The 21,228-nt window shown below is 71.2% G+C and carries 20 protein-coding genes, 1 tRNA gene and 1 pseudogene; 10 read left to right on the top strand and 12 right to left on the bottom strand.

Annotated elements, in window-relative coordinates:
• Positions 1-44: 44 nt before the first annotated feature.
• Both ABZ887_RS02710 and ABZ887_RS02715 read right to left on the bottom strand, forming a co-directional pair.
• Positions 45-1,490: pseudogene (locus ABZ887_RS02710) on the bottom strand (MFS transporter).
• Positions 1,491-1,562: 72 nt separating this feature from the next.
• Entirely contained in the window at positions 1,563-1,964 is a 402-nt protein-coding gene (locus tag ABZ887_RS02715) for a DUF3291 domain-containing protein (RefSeq protein ID WP_361282124.1), read from the bottom strand.
• Between the two features lie 137 nt (positions 1,965-2,101).
• Between ABZ887_RS02715 and ABZ887_RS02720 the strand changes: the two genes are divergently transcribed.
• Positions 2,102-2,719 (top strand): MerR family transcriptional regulator, encoded by a 618-nt coding sequence (locus tag ABZ887_RS02720; RefSeq protein WP_361282126.1) that lies wholly within the window; start codon positions 2,102-2,104, stop codon positions 2,717-2,719.
• On the opposite strand, the gene ABZ887_RS02725 is transcribed toward ABZ887_RS02720, so the two are convergent.
• A complete protein-coding gene (locus tag ABZ887_RS02725) occupies positions 2,716-3,210 on the bottom strand; it encodes a hypothetical protein (protein ID WP_361282128.1) in 495 nt (164 codons plus the stop codon). The genes ABZ887_RS02720 and ABZ887_RS02725 overlap by 4 nt on opposite strands.
• A 6-nt stretch (positions 3,211-3,216) precedes the next feature.
• Between ABZ887_RS02725 and ABZ887_RS02730 the strand changes: the two genes are divergently transcribed.
• On the top strand, positions 3,217-3,423 hold the full coding sequence (locus ABZ887_RS02730) for a hypothetical protein (RefSeq protein WP_361282130.1): 207 nt from the start codon (positions 3,217-3,219) through the stop codon (positions 3,421-3,423).
• A gap of 51 nt (positions 3,424-3,474) precedes the next feature.
• Here ABZ887_RS02730 and ABZ887_RS02735 read toward each other — a convergent pair whose 3' ends face one another.
• Both ABZ887_RS02735 and ABZ887_RS02740 read right to left on the bottom strand, forming a co-directional pair.
• Positions 3,475-3,867, bottom strand: coding sequence for an SCO5389 family protein (locus tag ABZ887_RS02735; protein WP_361282132.1), 393 nt, complete (start codon positions 3,865-3,867; stop codon positions 3,475-3,477).
• A gap of 94 nt (positions 3,868-3,961) precedes the next feature.
• Complete coding sequence (locus ABZ887_RS02740; protein WP_361282134.1) at positions 3,962-4,921, bottom strand: adenylyl-sulfate kinase; 960 nt, start codon at positions 4,919-4,921, stop codon at positions 3,962-3,964.
• Positions 4,922-5,096: 175 nt separating this feature from the next.
• On the opposite strand from ABZ887_RS02740, the gene ABZ887_RS02745 reads away from it, so the two are divergent.
• Both ABZ887_RS02745 and ABZ887_RS02750 read left to right on the top strand, forming a co-directional pair.
• Positions 5,097-6,572 carry a cytosine permease gene (locus ABZ887_RS02745; protein ID WP_361282136.1) on the top strand — a complete coding sequence of 492 codons (1,476 nt, stop codon included), beginning with the start codon at positions 5,097-5,099 and terminating at the stop codon, positions 6,570-6,572.
• Complete coding sequence (locus ABZ887_RS02750) at positions 6,569-7,114, top strand: isochorismatase family protein (RefSeq protein WP_361282138.1); 546 nt, start codon at positions 6,569-6,571, stop codon at positions 7,112-7,114. Before ABZ887_RS02745 ends, ABZ887_RS02750 begins: the two co-directional genes overlap by 4 nt.
• Before the next feature lie 151 nt (positions 7,115-7,265).
• On the opposite strand, the gene ABZ887_RS02755 is transcribed toward ABZ887_RS02750, so the two are convergent.
• Entirely contained in the window at positions 7,266-8,681 is a 1,416-nt protein-coding gene (locus ABZ887_RS02755; RefSeq protein ID WP_361282140.1) for a family 2B encapsulin nanocompartment shell protein, read from the bottom strand.
• A 314-nt stretch (positions 8,682-8,995) separates the two neighbouring features.
• On the opposite strand from ABZ887_RS02755, the gene ABZ887_RS02760 reads away from it, so the two are divergent.
• The 4 genes from ABZ887_RS02760 to ABZ887_RS02775 all read left to right on the top strand — a co-directional run bounded on the left by ABZ887_RS02760 (position 8,996) and on the right by ABZ887_RS02775 (position 11,667).
• A complete protein-coding gene (locus tag ABZ887_RS02760; protein ID WP_361282142.1) occupies positions 8,996-9,397 on the top strand; it encodes an SseB family protein in 402 nt (133 codons plus the stop codon).
• A gap of 50 nt (positions 9,398-9,447) precedes the next feature.
• Positions 9,448-10,560, top strand: coding sequence for a hypothetical protein (locus tag ABZ887_RS02765; protein ID WP_361282144.1), 1,113 nt, complete (start codon positions 9,448-9,450; stop codon positions 10,558-10,560).
• Positions 10,561-10,622: 62 nt separating this feature from the next.
• The gene (pqqB, locus tag ABZ887_RS02770; protein ID WP_361282146.1) at positions 10,623-11,513 is read left to right on the top strand and encodes a pyrroloquinoline quinone biosynthesis protein PqqB; all 891 of its coding nucleotides are present in this window, start codon (positions 10,623-10,625) and stop codon (positions 11,511-11,513) included.
• 68 nt (positions 11,514-11,581) lie between these two features.
• Positions 11,582-11,667 (top strand) — tRNA-Arg (locus ABZ887_RS02775).
• Positions 11,668-11,805: 138 nt separating this feature from the next.
• On the opposite strand, the gene ABZ887_RS02780 is transcribed toward ABZ887_RS02775, so the two are convergent.
• The 6 genes from ABZ887_RS02780 to ABZ887_RS02805 form a co-directional block, all read right to left on the bottom strand.
• Entirely contained in the window at positions 11,806-12,204 is a 399-nt protein-coding gene (locus ABZ887_RS02780; protein ID WP_361282148.1) for a MarR family transcriptional regulator, read from the bottom strand.
• 73 nt (positions 12,205-12,277) lie between these two features.
• A complete protein-coding gene (locus ABZ887_RS02785; RefSeq protein WP_361282150.1) occupies positions 12,278-12,628 on the bottom strand; it encodes a VOC family protein in 351 nt (116 codons plus the stop codon).
• A 241-nt stretch (positions 12,629-12,869) separates the two neighbouring features.
• Complete coding sequence (locus ABZ887_RS02790; protein WP_361282152.1) at positions 12,870-13,904, bottom strand: LacI family DNA-binding transcriptional regulator; 1,035 nt, start codon at positions 13,902-13,904, stop codon at positions 12,870-12,872.
• Positions 13,901-14,806 (bottom strand): carbohydrate ABC transporter permease, encoded by a 906-nt coding sequence (locus ABZ887_RS02795; RefSeq protein WP_361282154.1) that lies wholly within the window; start codon positions 14,804-14,806, stop codon positions 13,901-13,903. Before ABZ887_RS02795 ends, ABZ887_RS02790 begins: the two co-directional genes overlap by 4 nt.
• Positions 14,803-15,729 (bottom strand): sugar ABC transporter permease, encoded by a 927-nt coding sequence (locus tag ABZ887_RS02800; protein WP_361282156.1) that lies wholly within the window; start codon positions 15,727-15,729, stop codon positions 14,803-14,805. The genes ABZ887_RS02795 and ABZ887_RS02800 overlap by 4 nt, the downstream gene beginning before the upstream one ends.
• Complete coding sequence (locus ABZ887_RS02805; RefSeq protein ID WP_361282158.1) at positions 15,726-17,045, bottom strand: extracellular solute-binding protein; 1,320 nt, start codon at positions 17,043-17,045, stop codon at positions 15,726-15,728. The genes ABZ887_RS02800 and ABZ887_RS02805 overlap by 4 nt, the downstream gene beginning before the upstream one ends.
• Positions 17,046-17,282: 237 nt before the next feature.
• Between ABZ887_RS02805 and ABZ887_RS02810 the strand changes: the two genes are divergently transcribed.
• Complete coding sequence (locus ABZ887_RS02810; protein WP_361282159.1) at positions 17,283-19,310, top strand: beta-galactosidase; 2,028 nt, start codon at positions 17,283-17,285, stop codon at positions 19,308-19,310.
• 209 nt (positions 19,311-19,519) lie between these two features.
• Positions 19,520-21,079, top strand: coding sequence for a glycosyl hydrolase 53 family protein (locus ABZ887_RS02815; RefSeq protein ID WP_361282442.1), 1,560 nt, complete (start codon positions 19,520-19,522; stop codon positions 21,077-21,079).
• Positions 21,080-21,228 lie beyond the last annotated feature (149 nt).

A 21,228-nucleotide genomic window follows, 5' to 3' on the forward strand; every position in this document is an offset into this window, starting at 1 on the left:
GGGCGCAGGCACCTCGTCAGGGGTGCCTCCGCCCGGAGCGGGGCTCAGGCCTGCTCGTCCGCCGGCCGCGGCCGGCGCGGGATGCCCAGCGCGCACAGGGCGCCGAAGAAGACGACCGCGACACCGACCCACACGGCCGGGTGGAGTCCGTCGACGAACTGCTGCGGGCCCTCGGTGCTGCCGTACGTCACGAACACCGTGCTCAGGACGGCGATGCCGAGCGCGCCGCCGATCTCGCGGACCGTGGTGTTGGCGCCGGACACCTTGCCCGCGTGCTCCTTGGCCACCGAGCCGAGGACCACCGCCGCCGTCGGCGCGAACACGAAGCCCATGCCGATACCGGCCACGATCATCGGGCCGACCAGCGAGGGGTACGCGGTGTCGGTGCCGGCGACCAGGTTGATCCAGCCGAGGCCGACGCCCTGCAGGAAGAGACCGAGGGCCATCAGCCGTCCGCCGCCGACCCTGTCCGTGATCAGACCGGCCACCGGGGCCACGAACATCGGCATCAGCGTCCAGGCGAGGGTGCGGAGACCGGCCTCCAGCGGGGAGCGCGGCGGCACGATCTGGAGATACTGGGCGAGCAGGAACAGCGAGCCGAAGACACCGAAGTACATCGTCGCCGAGACGATGTTGGTGAGGGTGAAGGCCCGCACCCGGTAGAAGGACAGCGGCAGCATCGGCTCGTCGGTCCGGGACTCCCGGACCACGAACGCGGCGAGCAGCACCGCGCCGCCCGCGAACGCGCCGAGCACCTTGGCGGAGGTCCAGCCGTCCGGCTCGCCGTGCACGATCGCCCACACCACCGCGCACAGTCCGGCCGCGGCCAGCACCATGCCGACCAGGTCGAGGCGGACACCCGGCAGCGAGCTCTCCTTCAGGGCGAACAGCACCAGCGGTATCGCGATCACGCACACCGGCACGTTGATCCAGAAGATTCAGCGCCAGTCCAGGCCGTCGACCACCGCGCCGCCGACCACCGGGCCCATGGCCACGGCGAGCCCGCTCACCCCGGACCAGACGCCCAGCGCCAGCCCGCGCAGCTTCTCCGGCACCGCCTGCGAGAGCAGGGTCAGCGACAGCGGCATCACGGCCGCCGCCCCGAAGCCCTGGACCGCCCGGAAAGTGATCAACTGGGCGCTGGTGTCGGAGAGTCCGCAGCCGATGGAGGCCAGCGTGAACACGGCGATGCCGATGACGAACACCGTCCGGCGGCCGAACCGGTCACCGAGCGCGGCACCCGTCATCAGCAGGCAGGCGAAGCTCAGCACGTACGCGTTGACGAACCACTGGAGTTCCTGGGTGTTCGCCTCCAGGTCGACGGCGAGGGTGTGCAGGGCGGTCGACACGACGAGGTTGTCGAGCGCGACCATGAACACCGGCACGCTGCACGCGACGATCGCGAGCCACAGCGGCACCCGGCGCCCCGCGGCGGCGACCGCGGCGGCCGGCTCCTCGTCGAGGACCGGGCTCTCTTCGGACAGGGTCATGGCAGGGGGCTCCCAGCGAAAGCGACGGGGCGCGTGGGGGAGTGCCGGGCGGGCAGTGCGGGCGTGCGGGTGTCAGGAGTCGGCGTGTTCCTGCTCGGCGAGCCGGCGCCGGGCGTCCGTCCAGTCGATGGGCAGTTCGGCCGCCGGGACCTGCCAGAACGTGAAGACCGAGCCCTTCATGGTGGGGCGCAGCCCGGTCATCACCGACTTGTGCGGTTCGGTCCGCGCGTACCGGTAGAGGGCGTCCTTGTCCTCCCAGGCGGACAGCGTCCAGAACGTGCGCTTCAGGGGCTCGGCGATCAGCGAGGCGCCGTACGCGCCGGGCGCCCCGGTGACCTGCTTCCACGCCACCAGCGACTTGGCGAAGAAACGCGGCACGTCCTTGAGCGAGCGGACCTCCAGACGGGACGCCATGACGAACGCCTCGGCGTCGGGTGCGGGGGTGTTGACGGTGGTCCAGCGCAGGGTGGGCATGGCGCGGCCTTCTCCCGTGGGAAGAAATTGGATACCTCTACTATCCATGTTAGACAGTAGGGGTATCCAATTTCCAGTGCCGAGGTGTCGTCCGGTGGAACGGAGCCGATACCGACGCGAGAGCGGAGCCGAACCCGATGCGCATGTCCGAGCTGAGCCGCCGCAGCGGCGTCTCCGTCACGACGATCAAGTACTACCTCCGCGAGGGCCTGCTCCCGACGGGCCGTCAGACCGCCGCGACCCAGGCCGAGTACGACGAACAGCACCTGCGGCGACTCCGGCTGATCCGCGCCCTGACCGGCGTGCGCGGCCTCTCGGTGAGCGCGACCCGCGAGGTCCTGGACGCGCTCGGCGAGCACGACGGCGACACCCACCGGCTCCTCGGCCTCGCCCTGGGCGCCATCCGGCTGCCCGCCGACACCGCCGGGGACGCCCCCGAGACCGCCGAGGTCGACGCGCTGCTCAGGGAACTCGACTGGAAGGTGCACCAGAACGCCCCCGCCCGCACCACGCTCGCGGAGACGATCACCTCGCTGCGCTCGCTCGGCGTCCCGTTGGACTGGCACACCCTCCTGCCCTACGCCCGCCTCGCCGAACGCACCGCCACCCTCGACCTCGACCAACTCGACGGCATCGACGACCCGTTGGAGGCCGCCGAGCGCGCCCTGCTGCTGACCGTCCTCCTGGAACCGGCACTGATGGCGCTGCGCCGCATGGCCCAGGAGAACGAGTCCGCACACCGGCACACGCCCTAGCCGACACCGAGTTCGCGCAGCAGCTGGGCCGCCGCCTCCTTCCCGGAGGAGAACGCGGCCTCGTGGGAACCGATCTGGTCCCAGTACTGCTGCTTGGAGTGGAACCAGGAGCCGCAGAGCTTCACCCGCGGGCCCTCGTTGACCGCGTAGATGGTCTGCTGCGCGGTGCGCATCGCCATGTCGATCACCGGGTGCTCGTAGTGGAACCGCCAGATGACGGCCGCCTCGTCGACCTCCAGCGGGTAGTCCAGGGTGACGAAGTAGTCCGTCTCCGACTCGAAGCCGTGCAGCTTGTTCATGTAGTACGCCACATAGGTGCGCGGCTGCCCGTCGACGGTGACCTTGCCGTAGTTCCAGGCCTCCCAGCGGTCCCGGCCGGCCGGCATCACGGACGGGTCGGTGTGCAGGATCACCGTCGAGCCGTTGTAGCGCAGCGGTGCCAGCAGGTCGCGCTGGGCCGGGGTCGGGTTGTCGAGCAGCGAGCGGGTCACGCCGTCATGCGCGGCACGCTCACCGAGGAGCGCGACGGCTTCGGGATGGCGGTGCGCGACTCCCGCGGGGCCGTGATCGCCGCCGTGGGCGTGTTCGGTCGAGTCGAGGCCGTCCAGCCGCTCAGACTCGCCCCGCAGGTCCGGGCGGCGGCCGACGCGGTCTCCCGGAGCCTGCGGGCCGACGGATTCCGCGCCGCCGAGGTCGGTGCGTGAAGCGGTGCACCGCGCTGCCGGGCGGCCTTCGTGGGGCCGCCCGGCGGGACCTCAGCAGTCACGGAACTCCGGCGACTGGTTCAGGATCTGCGCGCGGGTCGAGGTGAAGCGGGTGTGCGTCTCGCCGCCCCGCGCGCCGGGCGGGAACACCGCGACCCGGTGGCAGTTCTGGAAGGCGAGGGCCACCCCGAAGTGCCGTTCCAGGCTGCCCCGGATCGCGTCGGAGGACAGCGCCCGCAGCAGCTGCCCGCGCTCCCGCTCCGAGGGCGGCGGGGTCTGGTTGTCGGCGAACTCGGCGGTGCTGCCGCGGAGTTCGGCGGCAAGCCGGGCGACGAGGTCGTACGCGTACGGCAGTGAGGTACGGACGGTTGCGATGAAGTCCTCCTCCCGCACCGCGCCGTTCTCGGCTTCGGCGAGCAGCTGCGGGGAGACGTCGAGCGACATGTGACGGTGTCCTGTTCTCTTCAATGGGGTTACGGGAAGGGGGTGTTCAGGAGGGTCTGTGCAGATGGGATCCGCGAGGCGCGGGATCGGCGGCTCAGACGAGGGCGGGCAGTGCCGCCGGGCCGTGCCGGAAGTCCGGATCGACCTGGGCGGCCAGATCCTGGCCCGTCGCCGCGTCGGCCCAGGCGGCGGCGTTGCGCAGGTGGAACTCCACGGCGTGCCGCTGGAAGGCGTCCCAGTCCTTGTGGCGCGCGTCCACCGCGGCCCGCAGCCGGTCCATGGCCCGGGAGTTGTGCGGCTCCAGCGCACCGCTGCCACGCCCCTGTTCCTGGGCGCGGACGTGCGGCGACAGCTCGCAGTGGGCCAGCAGGTCCGCGCCCACCCGCTCGCGCAGGAAGGCGAGGTCGTCGGCGCCGGTCACCTTGTTGCCGACCACGGCGACCGGGATCCCGAACTCGGCCGCGTGGTCCCGGTACTGGTGGTACACGGACAGGCTCTTGCGGGTCGGTTCGACCACCAGGAAGGTCATGTCGAAGCGGGTGAACAGACCGGAGGCGAAGGCGTCGGCCCCTGCCGTCATGTCGACGACCACGTACTCGCCGGGGCCGTCCACCAGGTGGTTGAGGTAGAGCTCCACCGCGCCGAGTTTGGAGTGGTAGCAGGACACCCCGAGGTCGCTCCCGGCGAACGCCCCGGTGACCATCAGCGGCACCCCGCCGACCTCCTGGACGTGACGGGAGTGCACCTCGTCGTCGCCCAGCAGTCTCAGCAGCCGCGAGCCGTGCCCCGGCGGTGTCGTCTTGACCATGGCCGCCCGGGAGGAGATCCGGGGGTTGGTGCCGCGCAGGTAGTCCTTGATCTCACCGGTCCGCGCGCTCAGCGGCGGCGCCGCGAACAGCTCGTCCTCGTCCAGGCCGAGGGCGTGGGCCAGGTGCTGGTTGATGTCACCGTCGATCGCGACGACGGGCGCGCCGGACCGTGCCAGATGACGGGTGAAGAGGGCCGACAGCGTCGTCTTGCCGCTGCCGCCCTTGCCGACGAAGGCGACTCGCATGGCTAGCCGCCCCACTTGTTGAAAATGGATTTCATGAGCACAGACTGGAGTGGATCATGGGAGGTGTCAAATCGGAGTGGGCCGGCCGTGTCGGTCCCGGCTGATCATTTGTCCTTGACCCCTGACTGCGGCCGACCTAGCCTCCAGCCAACACACCTGGACAGATGGGCCGACGATGGCGGACACACGGGAACCCGGCAGACAGCTCCAGGTCGAGACCCACGGGCTCGACGTGATCGGCGACGCCGACCGCAAGGGCACCCCGCGCACCCTCTTCTGGCCCTGGTTCGGCGCGAACGTCTCCGTCCTCGGGATGAGTTACGGCGCCTTCGCGCTCGGCTTCGGCATCTCCTTCTGGCAGGCGCTCGCCGCCGGCGTCCTCGGCATCCTCGTCTCCTTCCTGCTCTGCGGCTTCATCGCGGTCGCCGGAAAGCGGGGCTCGGCACCGACCATGGTGCTCAGCCGGGCCGCGTACGGAGTCCGGGGCAACCGGCTGCCGTCGGTCGTCTCCTGGGTGCTCACCGTCGGCTGGGAGACCGTCCTGATCGCCCTTGCCACCATGGCCACCGCGACCGTCTTCACCCGGCTCGGCTGGGGCGGCGGCACCGAGACCGAGGTGGTCGCGCTGATCGTGGTCTGCGCGCTGACCGTGGTCGGCGGCGTGATGGGCTTCGACCTGATCATGCGGCTGCAGACCGTGATCACGGTGGTGACCGGCGTCCTCACCGTCGTCTACGTCGTCCTCGTCGCCGACCACATCCACTGGGCGGCGGTGAGCGCGATCCCGTCCGGCTCCGCCCAGGAGTTCATCGGCGCGCTGGTGTTCATGATGACCGGCTTCGGCCTCGGCTGGGTCAACGCGGCCGCCGACTACTCGCGTTACCTGCCACGCGGCTCCTCCGGCCGGGGCGTGATCGGCTGGACCACCTTCGGCGGCTCCGTCGCCCCGCTCCTCCTGCTGGTCTTCGGCCTGCTGCTGGCGGGCTCCTCCGAGACCCTGAACAAGGCGATCGCGGCCGATCCCATCGGCGCGCTGACCACCATCCTCCCCACCTGGTTCCTGGTCCCCTTCGCCGTCGTCGCCGTCCTCGGCCTGGTCGGCGGCGCGGTCCTGGACATCTACTCCTCGGGGCTGGCCCTCCTCTCCGCCGGTCTGCCCGTGCCCCGCTACCTCGCCGCCCTGGTCGACGGCGTCCTGATGATCGCCGGCGCGGTCTACATCGTCTTCTTCGCCGACGACTTCCTCGGCCAGTTCATGGGCTTCCTCACCACCCTCGGCGTGCCGATCTCCGCCTGGTGCGGGATCATGCTCGCCGACCTGGCGCTGCGCCGCCGCGACTACGACGAGACCGACCTCTACCGCCCCGCCGGCCGCTACGGCGACATCCCCCTCCTGCCCCTGCTCCTCACCGTGGCCGCCACCGCCCTCGGCTGGGGCCTGGTCACCAACACCGCCGCGAGCTGGCTGACCTGGCAGGGCTATCTGCTGGACCCGTTCGGCCTCGGCGGCAAGTCCGGCGCCTGGGCGTACGCCAACCTCGGCGTCCTGGCCGCCCTGGCGCTGGGCTTCCTCGGCACCCTGGCCCTGGGCCGCGCCCGGGTCCGGACCCAGGAGAGCCTGCCGGCCACCGCCCCGGCGACGACCGTATGACCACCTCGCCCGGTCTCCTGGCCGTCGTCGACATGCAGCACGTCTTCGCCGACCCCGCGAGCCCCTGGGCCGCCCCGCGCTACGCCGAGGCGGCCGCGGGCGTACGACGCCTGCTCCCGGCGTTCGGGAACCGCACGGTCTTCACCCGCTTCGTCGCCCCCGCACACCCCACCGGAGCCTGGCAGGCCTACTACGAGCAGTGGCCGTTCGCGCTCCAGCCCCCGGACGCCGAACTCTGGCGCCTGACGGACGACTTCGCACAGCAGGCCGAAGTCGTCCTGGACGCCCCGACGTTCGGCAAGTGGACCCCTGAACTCGCCGCCCTGGCCGCCCCGCACGGCCGCCTGGTCCTGGCCGGCGTCAGCACCGACTGCTGCGTCCTGTCCACCGCCCTCCCGGCGGCCGATGCCGGCATCGAGGTCCTGGTCGTCGCGGACGCGTGCGCGGGCGCGGACGACGACTCGCACGCGAGGGCGCTGCACCTGCTGGACCTGTACCGGCCGCTGATCCGGGTGACGACGACGGCCGAACTGCTGCTCTAAGCAGGCCGATTGAAGTCCACTGCGGTTCGGCAGCGCCCCGAAAGGGGCGCTGGGGGTACCCCCGGCCGAAGGCTGGGGGAGGAACTGCGCGACCAGCCACGACGGCGCCGCAGACGCCAGACGACCTGATGCGGCACTTCCAGCGGAGCGCCTAGTCCCAGCGGGACACCTCCACGTTCTCCAGGATGCCGAGGGCGTCCGGGACCAGGACGGCGGCCGAGTAGTAGGCGGTGACCAGGTAGGAGGCGACGGCCTGTTCGTTGATCCCCATGAAACGGACGTTCAGGCCCGGCTCCTTCTCGTCCGGCAGGCCCGTCTGCAGGAGGCCGATCACGCCCTGGTTCTGCTCACCGGCCCGCAGCGCGATGACGGACGAGGTGCGGGCCGCGGTGACCGGGATCTTCCCGCAGGGCAGCAGCGGGACGCCCCGCCAGGCCGGGAGACGGTGGCCGCCGAGCTCGACGCTCCCGAAGTACAGGCCGCGCCTGTTGCACTCCCGGCCGAACGCGGCGATCGCCCGGGGATGGGCGAACAGGTGCGTGGTGTCGCGCCGCATGGCGAGGAGTTCGTCGAGGTCGTCGGGGGTGGGCGGGCCCGCGTGGGTGGAGATCCGCTGGCCGTGGTCGGCGTTGTGCAGCAGGCCGAAGTCCCGGTTGTTGACCAGCTCGTGCTCCTGGCGCTCCCGCAACACCTGCACGGTGAGCTTCAGCTGGTGCTCGGTCTGGTCCATCGGCCGGCTGTAGAGGTCGGCCACCCGGGTGTGGACGCGCAACACGGTCTGGGCGACGCTCAGTTCGTACTCGCGCGGCGCCGGCTCGTAGTCCACGAAGGTGTGCGGAATGTCCGGCTCGCCGGCATGGCCCGCACTGAGCGCGATCTCCGCCTCGCCGAAGGTGTTCGTCTCCCGGTGCCCGTCCAGCCCCGCCAGTTCCACGTGCGCCCGCAGATCGGCGTGCCGGTCCGCCACCTCCCGGTACGCCGTGTGCGGCAACGCCAGCACGGTGGTGGCCGTCGCCGCGCGGGCCGTGAACTCCCAGCCGCCGTCGAGTCCGGCGAGCACATGGCCGCCGAAGGTGTCGCCGTCCGCGAGGAGCCCGACGACCGCCTCGTCGCCGTAGGGACCCGACCCGACCTGCTCCACCTTGCCGTGCGCGATCAGATACACATGGTCGGCCGGGCGGCCGGCCGCCGCGATCACCTGCCCCGGCTCGAACTCCCGCTGCTCGAACCGGGCCGCCAGCGCCTGCAGCGCGGTGCCGTCCTCGAACCCGCGCAGCAACGGCAGTTCGCCCAGCTCGGCGGGGATCACCGCGACCTGTGCGCCGGTCTGCACGAAGGTCACCCGGCCGTCGCCGACCCGGTAGGAGAGTCTGCGGTTGACGCGGTAGGTGCCGCCGGGCACGTCCACCCACGGCAGCGTTCGCGTCAGCCACCGGGAGCTGATCTCCTGCATCTGTGGTGCGGACTTGGTCGTCGTGGTGAGATTCCGCGCCGCGGCGGTACCGAGGCTCTGCTGCTCCCGCTCCTCGGCCCCCGCCCCGGGCGTCGTACCGGTATCGACCGACATCGCATTCCTTCTCTCGTGTCGCACGGGTGACGGTTCGGACACACACCGTCACCTTCCGCGGCTACCCCTACCCCGGTGCCCGCGCCGCGAGTGATGCCGGGGGACGGAGCGCGAGGCACGTGCCGCCGGGAACTGCCTCCGCACCACCCCTCACTCCGCCCCGCACCACCCCTCGCCGAAGGCCCTGCCGGTCCGGGCGAAGGTCCTGCCGGTCCCGGCGCATGCCCCGGCCCCGACCGGGTACGCGTGCCGTGGCCGCCCGGCACCCTGCCGGACCCGCGGCCCGTACCACCACCGCTACCTGGGGATCTGCCATGGAGACACCCGCACACGACGACTTCCCGACGCCGGCCCAGCAGGCGCTCGACACGCTGGCCGTGAACGCCGAGGACCCCGCCGCGCTGGACACCCTGGCCCACAGTGACGTGCTGGTCCCGGTGCCGGACGACGCCGCGGAGACCACCGACCCCACGATGATCGCCCTGCCCGTCCTGGAACGCCCCGACGGCGACCCCGTCGTCCCCGTGTTCACCTCGGAGGGGGAGCTGACCGGCCTGCTGCCGACGGTCTCCCGCTACCGCGTGGTGCCGCTCGGCGCGCTCGCCTCGCAGTGGCCCGAGGACAACCTCTCGCTCGCCATAGACGGCAGCTCCGCGCACGCACTGACGCTCACCTCGGAGGGAGTGCGCACCCTGCTGGCCCGGCCGGCGGGCTGAACGAAGGGCTCCGGTCACCGGGAGGCCGCCGTCCGGGCCAGAATGGCGCCATGGAATGGATCTCCGGGGTGGCCGGGGCACTGGTACTGATCCTGGTCCTGCGCAGCATCCTGCGCACGCTCGTGGTCCCCCGGGGCCTGTACTCCGTGCTGGTGTACCGGCTCTGGTGGGGCCTGCGCCGCGTGCTCTGCTTCACCGCGCACCGCGGCGGCTACCGTGCGATCGACCGCGCACAGACCTGGCTCGCCCCGCTCATGCTGGTCGGCATGCTCGCCGCCTGGCTCGGCGGGGCGTTCCTCGGCTTCGGCATGCTGCTGTACGGTTTCTCCCCGCTGTCCTGGAGCACCGCGTTCCGGGAGGCCGGCTCCAGCCTGTTCACCCTCGGGTTCGCCAGCGGCGCCCGGCTGCGGCTGTCCGCGCTCGACTTCGTGGCCGCCGCCACCGGTCCCGTTGTCATCGCGCTCCAGATCGCCTACCTGCCCACGCTGTACGCCGCCTACAACCGCCGCGAACTGGAGGTCACCCTCCTCCAGTCCCGGGCCGGCGAACCCGCCTGGGGCCCGGAGATCCTCGCCCGGCAGTGGCTGGTCGACACCGAGACCGCGCTGCCCGAGCTGTACCGGTCCTGGGAGCGGCTGGCCGCCGACATGGGGGAGAGCCACGCCACCTACCCGGTGCTGCTGGCGTTTCGCTCGCCCCGCCCCTACCGCAGCTGGCTGGTCGGCCTGATCGCCGTCATGGACGCGGCCGCCATGCAGCTGGCGCTCGCCCCGCGCACCGCCCCGCCGGAGGCCCGGCTGGTGCTGCGCGCCGGGTTCACCGCGCTCCGTGACATCGCCGCTTCCGTACGGGCGACCTTCGACACCGACCCGGCCCCGGACGCCCCCATCGAGCTGACGTACGGCGAGTTCGAGGAGGCCGTGACCATGCTGGAGAAGACCGGCTTCCATGCCGAACGCGGCACCGCGGAGGCCTGGCCGCACTTCCACGGCTGGCGGGTCAACTACGAGGCGGTCGCCTACGCGCTGTGCCGCCGCTGCGACGCCGTACCCGCGCTGTGGACCGGTGGCCGTGACTTCGCGTCGGAGCCGATTCCGCCGCTTCGCCCGGTGGACCGGCGGCCTTCCGAAGGACGGCCGGAAGTTCCCCCCTCCCGCGGGTAGCGCGGCCCGTCCTGAGGGAAGATCCCAGCAGGGGCCGGGGAGACCGAGAGGGGCGGATCGTCGTGAGGGTCGTCCTGCTGGGCACCGCCGCAGGCGGCGGATTCCCGCAGTGGAACTGCGCCTGCGCGCTGTGCGCCGCCGCCCGGGACGGCAAGCTGCCGTCCCGGACCCAGGAGTGCGTCGCGCTGACCGGCAACGGCCGGGACTGGTGGCTGCTCAACGCCTCCCCGGACATCCGCGCCCAGCTCACGGTCACGGCCGCGCTGTGGCCGGGACCGGGCCCCCGGGACACCCCGGTGCGCGGCGTGCTGCTCACCGACGCCGAGGCCGACCACGTCACCGGCCTGACCGTGCTGCGCGGGGCGCCGGACCTCAAGGTGTACGCGGCCCCGCCGGTGCGGACGGTGCTGGCCCCCGCCCGGGGCGCCCTCGACCGCTACGCCCCCTGGGAGTGGGCCGACAGCCTGGCCGACGGCGGCTTCGTGCTGGCCGGCGGCCTGGTGGTCACCGCCCACCCGGTCGGCGCCAAGGTCCCGGCGTACGTCCCGGCCGCGCTCGCCGAGGCCGACGGCCGCTGGGTCACGGCGTACCGCGTCGAGGACCTGGCCACCGGGGGAGTGCTGCTCTACGCGCCCTGCGTCGGCGCGTGGAGCGACGTCCTCGACGACCTCTGCGCGGAGGCCGACTGCGTGCTGCTGGACGGCACCTTCTTCACCGCCCGCGAGATGGGCACCACGGTCCGCTCAGGGCCCCGGCAGGCGGCGATGGGCCACCTCCCGGTCTCCGGCGCGCACGGCAGCCTCGCGGCCCTGGCCGGCCACCCCCGCACCCGCCGGATCTACACCCACCTCAACAACACCAACCCCCTGCTCGACCCGACGTCCCGGGCCCGCGCCCAGGTGGCCGCGGAGGGCGTGGAGGTCCTCCCCGACGGGATCGAGCTCGCGCTCTAGCGCCGCGCCGGGCACCGGAATTCGCCCTGTCGTGCCGGTGGGCCGCGGGTAGGCTGTTTTCGGCTGCCGCGGGCAAAGGCGTGCTGGGAAAGCCGCTTCAATCTCCGAGATTGTGACCGAGAGGTCTGAGCCGGTTCGAGTCCGGTAGCCCGCGGCGGCCCGCCTCAGGCCGACTCCAGGCGCGCCGCGGGACATGTGGTTCGTTCGCCGCGGGCCGGTGGGGGCCGGTCGCGCCCACGCGGCGGCAGCCGCATATGCACTACAGCCCCGCGCCCCTTGGGGCGCGAACCGCTCAGGCGTCCGTTCCGTCGAGCATCCGCCCCAGCACCGCCCGCTGCAGCGGCCGTACCTCGGCGTGCAGTGCGCGGCCCTTGGCGGTCAGCGCGACCCATACGCCCCGCCGGTCCTCGACGCAGACCGACCGCTCCACCAGGCCGTCCTTCTCCAGCCGTCCGATCAGCCGGGAGAGCGCGCTCTGGCTCAGGTGGACCCGGCCCACCAGGTTCTGCACCCGGCAGTGGTCACCCTCGGCCGGGGTCTCGGTGGCGAGCAGGTCGAGCACCTCGAAGTCGCTCGCGCCCAGCCCGTGCGGATGCAGCGCCCGGTCGATCTCGCACATCGTGCGCGCGTGCACCGACAGGATGTCCCGCCACTGTTCCTCGAGCCGGGCCTCGGCCGTCTTCACTGCCATACCCGCACCGTAACACCGATCAGGCCAATTGTTGAGTGCGCAACTAGTGCGGGTGCAAGCAGTCGGCCGGTCCTCAGGCCACCGGGTCCTGGATCAGGCCCACCATGTTGCCGTCGGCGTCCTTCACCGAGGCGACCAGCCGGCCGTTGCCGACGTCCCGCGCGTCCTGGACCAGCTCCGCTCCCGCCGCCAGCAGGGCCGCCAGCCGCTCCCGCAGATCGATGACGTGCCAGAACGGCGTCGGCCCCGTCAGTCCCTGGGCGTGCCCGTTCGGGTCGAGGCCGACGTCCTGCCCCGCAGCCTTGAACCCGACGTAGTACGGCTCGTCGGCGTACGGCTCGACGCCCAGCAACGCGCTGAACAAGGCCTTGGCCTGCGCCGCGTCCTTGACGGGGTAGATGATCGTCTGCACGCCTTCGCTCATGGCGTTCTCGCTCCTCGCGATAAGGGAACCGGCGCTTTCCGGCCGGTGACCCCACGCTAGGACGCGGCAGCCCACCCCGGCTTCTCCAATCCTGACCGGGTTGCGAACCTCGCCGAAAGCGCCCCGAAGGGGCGCTGGGGATACCCCCGGCCGAAGGCTGGGGGAGGAACTGCGCGACCAGCCCCCACAAGGCCGCAGCCGCCCGACATCGTGCCCCGCCACCCCGGACCGCGCCCGCCGCTCAAGTGGACTCGCGCCGCACCAGCTCCGTCGGCAGGATCACCGCCGCCGGGTCCTCGCCCCCTATCTGGGCGAGCAGCACGCGGACCATCTCGGTGCTGATCCGGTCCCAGGGCTGGCGGATCGTGGTGAGCGCCGGGGTCACTGCCGTGGCCGCCGGGGAGTCGTCGAAGCCGCCGACAGCGATGTCATCCGGCACCCGCTTGCCGGCCCGCTGCAGCACCGCCAGCACGCCCTGCGCCATCAGGTCGGAGGCCACGAAGACGGCGTCCATGTCCGGGGCCTGCGCGAGCAGCCGCTCCGCCCCCGCCTCACCGCTCGCCTTGCTGTAGTCCCCGGACACCACGAGCGCCTCGTCGATCTCGACGCCCGCCTCGGTGAGGACCTCCTTGTACCCGGCGAGCCGCTCGACACCGCCCGGGGTGTCGAGCGGGCCGGTGATCATGCCGATCCGGCGGCGCCCCAGCGACAGCAGGTGATGGACCATGTCACGGGCGCCGTCACGGTCGTCGGCGGCCACGTAACTCACCTTCGAGCCGAGCCCGATCGGCTTGCCGCAGGCCACCAGCGGCACGCCCGCCTCGCGCAGTTCCTGCGCGACCGGGTCACCGGAGTGACTCGACACCAGCAGCACCCCGTCGACGTGCCCGGCGGTGATGTACCGCGTGATCCGCCGCCGCTCGTCCTTCGTGCCCGCCAGCATCAGCAGCACCGGGATGTCGTGGCTCGCCAGCGCCTGCGTGCAACCGCTCAGCAGGACATTGAAGTTGGGGTCCTCGAAGAACCTCTCCTGGGGTTCGGTCAGCAGGAAGCCGACCGAGTCCGAACGCCCGGTGATCAGCGAGCGGGCGTGCCGGTTCACGACGTAACCCGTCCTGCGGATGGCGTCGTTGACCGCTTCCGCGGCGGCGGGGCTGACGTAGTGCCCGCCGTTGAGCACCCGCGAGACGGTGCCCCGTGAGACACCGGCCTCGCGCGCCACGTCATGGATCGTCGGCGGTTTGCGCCTGCCCCCCGCACTGCTGCTCATGGTCATGACTTTACGGCCCCGGACAGCAGGTCAAGGCTCCAGAAGCGCTGAATGACCAGGAAGAGCGCGATCAGCGGCAGCACGGCCAGGAACGCGCCGGTGATCACCAGGGTGTACAGGGCCGGGGTGCTGGCGCCCTGTTCCAGGAGGGTGTACAGACCGACCGTGAGCGGGAACTTCTCGTCGTCGCTGAGCATGATGTACGGCAGCAGGAAGTTGTTCCAGACGGCAACGAACTGGAACAGGAACACCGTCACCATGCCGGGGATCATCATCGGCAGTGCGATGCGCGTGAAGATCCGCCACTCGCTCGCCCCGTCCATCCGCCCGGCCTCCACCACGTCGGACGGCACGGCCGCGGCCGCGTAGATCCGGGAGAGGTAGACGCCGTACGGGGAGAGGATCTGCGGCAGCAGCACGGACAGGTAGGAGTCCGTGAGGTTCGCCTTGGCGAGCAGCAGGTACTGCGGGATGGCGAGGATGACCGGGGGCATCAGCACGCCGGCGAGCAGCACGTTGAAGATCGTCTCGCGGGCCCTGAAGCGGTAGGTCGCCAGGGCGTAGCCGCTGAACGCCGACACGCCCGTCGAGACCACGGCACCGAGACCGGCGTACAGGGCGGAGTTGCCCATCCACTTCCAGTAGATGCCGTCACGGTAGGCGTTGAGATCCTTGAGGTTGTCGGCGAAGCCGGAGCCGGGCAGGAAGGTGAACGTGGAGAACAGTTCGCTGCCGGACTTGGTGGACGCGATCACCACCCAGGCCACCGGGAGGAGCGTGTAGACCGCGCCGAGGAGGAGGGTGAGCGTCGGGATCAGGGCGATCCGGCGGCGCAGTGGCGGTCCCTGGGCGGTGCCGGGCGTCGTGCCGGCCGCCGGGGCGGCCTTGCGGACGGCAAGAGAACTCACGGTGCTGCCTCCTGCTTGTTGCGGCGGTTCGCGGACCGCAGGAACCCGAAGGACAGCACCAGCGTGGCGATGGCGATCAGGGTCGCCTCGGCGGCTGCCGAGTAGATGTCACCCCGGCGGAAGGCGTCCTGGTACACCTTCATCAGGGGGCTCCAGCTCAGGTTGACGGAGTTGGTGAACGGCTTGATGGTCATCGGCTCGTTGAAGACCTGGAGCGTCGCGATGATCGAGAAGAAGAAGGTCAGCACCAGCGAGGGCGCGACCATCGGGATCTTGATCCTGAGCGCGGTCTGCAGCGGGGTGGCGCCGTCCAGCTTCGCCGCCTCGTGGACCTCGGCGGGGATGGCCCGGAGCGAGGTGTAGATGACGATCATGTTGAAGCCGGTGCCGCCCCAGACCGCGATGTTGGACAGGGCCAGGTACAGCGGGCCGCCGTCCAGCAGGTTCGGCTGCGGCAGATGCAGCTTGGCGAGCACGTAGTAGAAGGGGCTGACGTCCGGCAGGTACAGGAAGCCCCACAGCAGCGCGGCCACCACGCCGGGGATGGCGTACGGCAGGAAGATCGCGAGCCGGGTGAACGGGGCGAGCCGGACCCGCTCGGAGTCGAGCATCAGGGCGAACAGGAGGGCGAGGCCCAGCATCACCGGGACGACGATGCAGCCGTAGCCGAGGACGCGCAGCGCACCGTCGTAGAACTCGTTGTCGGTGAGGGCGTCCTTGTAGTTCTCCAGGCCGGCCCAGACCTCGCTGCGGGCGCCGGCGCCCAGGCCGAGCCCGGAGACGTGCACCTTGCGGAAGCTGAGCCAGACCGCGTACCCGATGGGCAGTGCGAAGAACAGGGCGAAGAGGATCGTGGCGGGGAGAAGGAAGGCGTACGGGGCCCCCTTGACCCCGTACGACCTCCGGCCGGCGGGGCTGGTCACTGAGAGACCTCGAAGCCCTGCTTCTTCATGTCGGCCACCGTGTCGTCCTGCATCTTCTTCAGGGCGGCGGTGAAGTCAGACTTGCTCTTCGCGGCGGCGCCGAACGCGTCGTTGAAGGACGAGTAGGCGACGTTCACGTTCGGGCCCCAGGCGGAGGGCGCCGTGGTCTTCGCGATCTCGGCGGCCTTGGTGTAGAAGTCCGACTGGTTCGAGAAGTAGTCGGGCGAGGTGGCGAAGGCGCCGCTGGTCTGGGCGTTCGTGGCGGCCGGGTAGATGCCGCTCTCCTTGGCCAGCGCGTTGAGCGCCTCGCCGTCGGTGTTCAGCCAGGCCGCGAACTTGGCGGCGGCCGCCTGGTGCTTGGAGTCCGTGGTGACGGCGGTGGAGGAGCCGCCCCAGCTGCCGGTGACGTTCTCGGACGCGGACCACTGGGGGAGCGCGGCCATCGCCCACTTGCCCTTGGTGTCGGGCGCGGCGGTGGTCAGCGTGCCCGGCGCCCACACGGCGGAGACCCAGGCGATCTGCTTGCCGGTGTTCAGCGCCTTGTTCCAGGCCGGGGTGTACATCGGCTGGTTGTCGATGACGCCCTCCTTGACCAGGCCGCCCCAGAAACCGGCGACCTTCTGGGTGGCCGCGTCGTCGATGGCGACCTTCCACTTGTCACCGGAGGTGGTCCACCACTTGGCGCCGGCCTGCTGGGCGAGGCCCGCGAAGAGGCCGGAGTCGTTGGCGGAGAAGGTGGTCAGGTCGAGGTCGGGTGCCTTCTTCTTCAGCTGACGGGCGTCCTGGGCGAACTCGTCCCAGGTGGTCGGCACCTTGAGGCCGTACTTCTTGAAGAGGTCCGCGCGGTAGTAGAACATCATCGGGCCGATGTCCTGCGGCACCGCGTACACCGCGTCCGTGCCCAGCGTGACCTGCTGCCAGACCCCGTCGGCGAACTTGGACCTGGCGTCGCCGACGCTCTTCGCTATGTCGGCGACCGCGTCGTTGCTGACCAGCGTGGGCAGCGCCTGGTACTCGGCCTGCACCAGGTCGGGACCGTTCTTCGCCTTGTGCGCGGTGAGGATCTTGGTGACCAGCGTGTCGCCGGACGCCTGCTTCTTCACCGTGACGGTGATCTGCTCCTTCTTGCCCTCGCCCTTGTTCCACAGGTCCACGACCTTGTCCATACCGGGCGCCCAGGCCCAGTACGTCAGCGAGACCGGACCGGAGTCGGCCTTGCTGTCGTCGTCGGACGAGCCGCAGGCGGCGAGGGCGGTGGCGCCGAGCGAGATGGCGACGGCGGTTGTCACGAGGCGACGGCGCTTCGTGTGCGGCATGGATCTCTCCCCTGACCTGGGCCCCCGCCCGTCGCGGGGACCTGCCATGCAGATGTGTGAGCGTTCTCAGACCCGGATCATCGCCCGTCGCGAGTCCGTGTCATGCTCTGTGAGCGTTCACAGTAGAGAAACATCCCGGACACTTGTCAATGGTTGTTGCTGTGCGGTTATGTTGGGCCCACGCCACGATCGTTGTGTGTGAACGTTCCCAAATGATCGATTAAACGGGAGAGATCCATGCCGGACACCACCCCCAGGGGCCTGACCAGGCTCGCCTTCGGCGGTGACTACAACCCCGAGCAGTGGCCGGAAAGCGTCTGGCAGGAGGACGTCCGGCTGATGCGCGAGGCCGGGGTCACGATGGTGAGCGTCGGGATCTTCTCCTGGGCCCTGCTGGAACCGGCGCCGGGGGAGCACGACTTCGGCTGGCTCGACCGGGTCCTCGGCCTGCTCCACGAGAACGGCATCCGCGTCGACCTCGGCACCCCCACCGTGGCACCGCCCGCCTGGTTCTACCGCGCCCACCCCGAGGCCCTGCCGGTCACCGCGGAGGGCGTGCGCTACGAGTTCGGCTCCCGCGGCGCCATCTGCCACTCCAACGCCGACTACCGCGCGGCGGCGGCGAACATCACCACCCGACTCGCCGAGCGCTACGGCGACCACCCGGCCCTCGCCCTGTGGCACGTCCACAACGAGTACGGCGTCCCCGTCTCGGCCTGCTACTGCGACTCCTGCGCCGCGCACTTCCGCCGCTGGCTCGCCGACACCTACGGCACCGTCGACGCGGTCAACGAGGCCTGGGGCACCGCCTTCTGGGGCCAGCACTACACCGACCTGGCGCAGATCAACCCGCCGCGCGTCACCCCCACGGTGGGGAACCCGGGGCAGAACCTCGACTACAAGCGGTTCACCGACGCCACCATCCGCGAGAACTTCCGCGCCGAGCGGGACATCCTGCACCGCCTCTCGCCCGGCGTCCCGGTGACCACCAACTTCATGACCGCCCTCAGCCAGTGCGACTCCATGGACTACTGGGCCTGGGGCCGCGAGGTCGACCTGGTCACCAACGACCACTACCTGATCACCGACGGCCGCCGCACCCACGTGAACCTCGCGATGGCCGCCGACCTCACCCGCTCCGTCGCCGGCGGCGCCCCTTGGCTGCTGCTCGAACACTCCACGTCGGGCGTCAACTGGCAGCCCCGCAACCCCGCCAAGGCCCCCGGCCAGATGGCCCGCAACTCCCTGGCCCACGTGGCCCGCGGCTCCGACGGCGCGCTGTTCTTCCAGTGGCGGCAGTCCCGGCGCGGCGCCGAGAAGTTCCACTCCGCGATGCTCCCGCACGGCGGCACCGAGACCCGGGTCTGGCGCGAGGTCGTCGAACTCGGCGCCTCCCTCGACTCGTTGAGCCAGATCCGGGGCACCCGCACCCAGGCCGACGTCGCCGTCCTGTGGGACTGGCAGTCCTGGTGGGCGCAGAACCTCCAGTGGCGCCCCAGCGAGGACCACGACCCGCGCGAACGCGCCGACGCCTTCTACGAGGCCCTCTACGACCGCCACCTCACGGTCGACTTCGCCCACCCGGAAAGCGACTTGTCGGCCTATCCCCTTGTCGTCGTACCGGCTCTGTACCTGATGACGGAGGCGGCCGGGAACAACCTCCGCGAGTACGTCGCGAACGGGGGCACCCTCGTCGTCTCGTACTTCTCCGGGATCGTCGACGAGCACGACGCGGTGCACGAGGGCGCCTACCCGGGCACCCTGCGCGAGACCCTCGGCCTCACGGTCGAGGAGTTCTCGCCCCTGCTGAAGGACCAGCGGGTGCGGCTCGCCGGCCCCGACGGCTCCGAGCTGACCGGCGACGTGTGGACGGAGTTCGTCGTCCCGGGCGCCGCCGAGACCGTCTGGACCTACGCCGACGGCCTCACCGCCGGCCGCCCGGCCGTCACCCGCCACCAGCTGGGGGAGGGCACCGCCTGGTACGTGTCGACGCGCCTGGACGCCCACGGCCTGGACGCCCTGCTCGGCTGGGCCGCCGAGGACGCCCGGATCGCGCCCCGCGCCGAACTGCCCCGCGACGTCGAGGTGGTCCGCCGCACCGGCGGGTCCGGCACGTGCACCTTCCTGTTCGCGATCAACCACACCGCCACCGACGCGAAGGTGCCCCTGGAGGCGCACGGCACCGAACTGCTCACCGGCGAGCGCGCCGCGGGCCGGCTCGCGGTCCCGGCGGGCGCCGTGCGGGTCGTACGACTCGACGGCTGAACCGCGGCGCGGGCCCCCGGGCCGCCGTGCCCGCGCCCGCGCCCGCCCAGACTCCCCTCCGTCCGTGAGCGCCACGAGAGCCGCGGGCGGAGGGGCGCTCCTCCGGCCGTACCCGGATTCCGGCCGCACCGGATTCCGGCCGCACCGGATTCCGGTCGCACCGGAGGACACCCCCAACCCCAGTCACGTCGAAGGGACGACGGACGATGATGTTCCATCCCAGACGCACCATCAGAGCCCTGCTGCTGCCGCTCCTGGCCGGGCTCGCCCTGACCGCCCTCCCCGCGCAGACCGCCCAGGCGGCGAGCACCCTCACCAACGGCGGCTTCGAGTCGGACGGTGCGGGCGTGGCCACGCCCACCGGCTGGTCGGAGTACGGCGACACGGGCGCCTCGTACACCGAGTCCGGCGGCCACAGCGGCAGTTACCGGCTGAGCCACTACTCGGCCTCCGCCTACAAGGTGGAGACCTACCAGTACCTGTCGGGGCTGACCAACGGCACCTACACCCTCACCGCCTGGACCCGATCCAGCGGCGGGCAGAACTCCGCCTACATATCCCTGAAGAACTGCGGGAGTTCGGACCAGAAGACCGACCTGCCGGTCTCCACCAGCAGCTGGGTGCGGATCGTCACCTCGATCGCCGTCACCAACAACCAGTGCACGATCAGCGTCTACTCGGACGCCAACGCGGGCAACTGGATCAACGTCGACGACCTGACCTTCGCGTCGGGCTCGACCGGTCTGTCCATCAAGGGCGCCGACATCTCGTCACTCGCCAAGAGCGAGGCCAAGGGCGGGGTCTACAAGACCAGTTCCGGCACCACCGGGGACGCGGTCACCATCCTCAAGAACGCCGGGATGAACTACGCGCGCCTGAAGGTCTGGGTCAACCCGGCCGACGGCTACAACGACAAGGCGCACGTCCTCGCCATGGCCAAGCGCATCAAGGCGGCCGGCATGAAGCTGCTGGTCGACTTCCACTACTCGGACACCTGGGCCGACCCGGGCAAGCAGACCAAACCCGCCGCCTGGTCCGGCCACTCCTACAGCCAGCTGAAGACCGACGTGTACAACCACACGTACGACGTCCTGAACGCGCTGAAGGCCCAGGGCACCACCGCCGACATGGTCCAGATCGGCAACGAGATCAACGGCGGCATGCTCTGGTCCGAGGGCTCCACCGACAACTGGTCCCAGCTCGCCGGCCTCATCAACTCCGGCTACAGCGCGGCCAAGGCGGTCTCCTCGTCCACCCAGGTCGCCCTGCACCTGGCCAACGCGGGCGACGACGCCACGGTCCGCTGGTGGTTCGACAACGCCAAGACCTACGGCATCAACTACGACGTGATCGGGCTGTCGTACTACGGCTACTGGCACGGCTCGCTGGCCGCCGCCCAGACCACCCTGGACGAAGTGGCCTCGCGCTACTCGAAGCCGGTCTTCGTCGCCGAGACCGCCTACCCGTTCACCCTCGCCCAGGACGACTCGCTGGAGAACCAGATCGACACCAGCGGCGAACTGGTCACCGGCTACCCGGCCACCGCCGCCGGCCAGCTGGCCTGGATGAACTCCGTCGCGAACATCGTCGAGGCCGTCCCGAACGGCCGTGGCCTCGGCGTCTTCTACTGGGAGGCGACCTGGACCGCCGTCACCGGCAACGGCTGGGACCCGACCGACGCCACCTCCGGCAACGGCTGGGAGAACCAGGCCCTGTTCGGGTACGACGACAAGGCGCTCTCCTCCATGGCGTGGTTCAGCCACCGCTGAGCCACCCCTGACGGGGGCCCGGCCGTAAGGGGACGGTCGGGCCCCTCCGTCCTGTCCGGGGCGGGGTCCGCCGGTCCCGGGCCCGGTTCGGCTGCCCGGGACCCGCTCCGCGGGCAAGCCCCCGACCGGCCGATCTCGTACGGCCGTTC

The sequence above is a fragment of the Streptomyces sp. NPDC047061 genome, from assembly GCF_040643955.1.
Classification (GTDB): Bacteria; Actinomycetota; Actinomycetes; order Streptomycetales; family Streptomycetaceae; genus Streptomyces.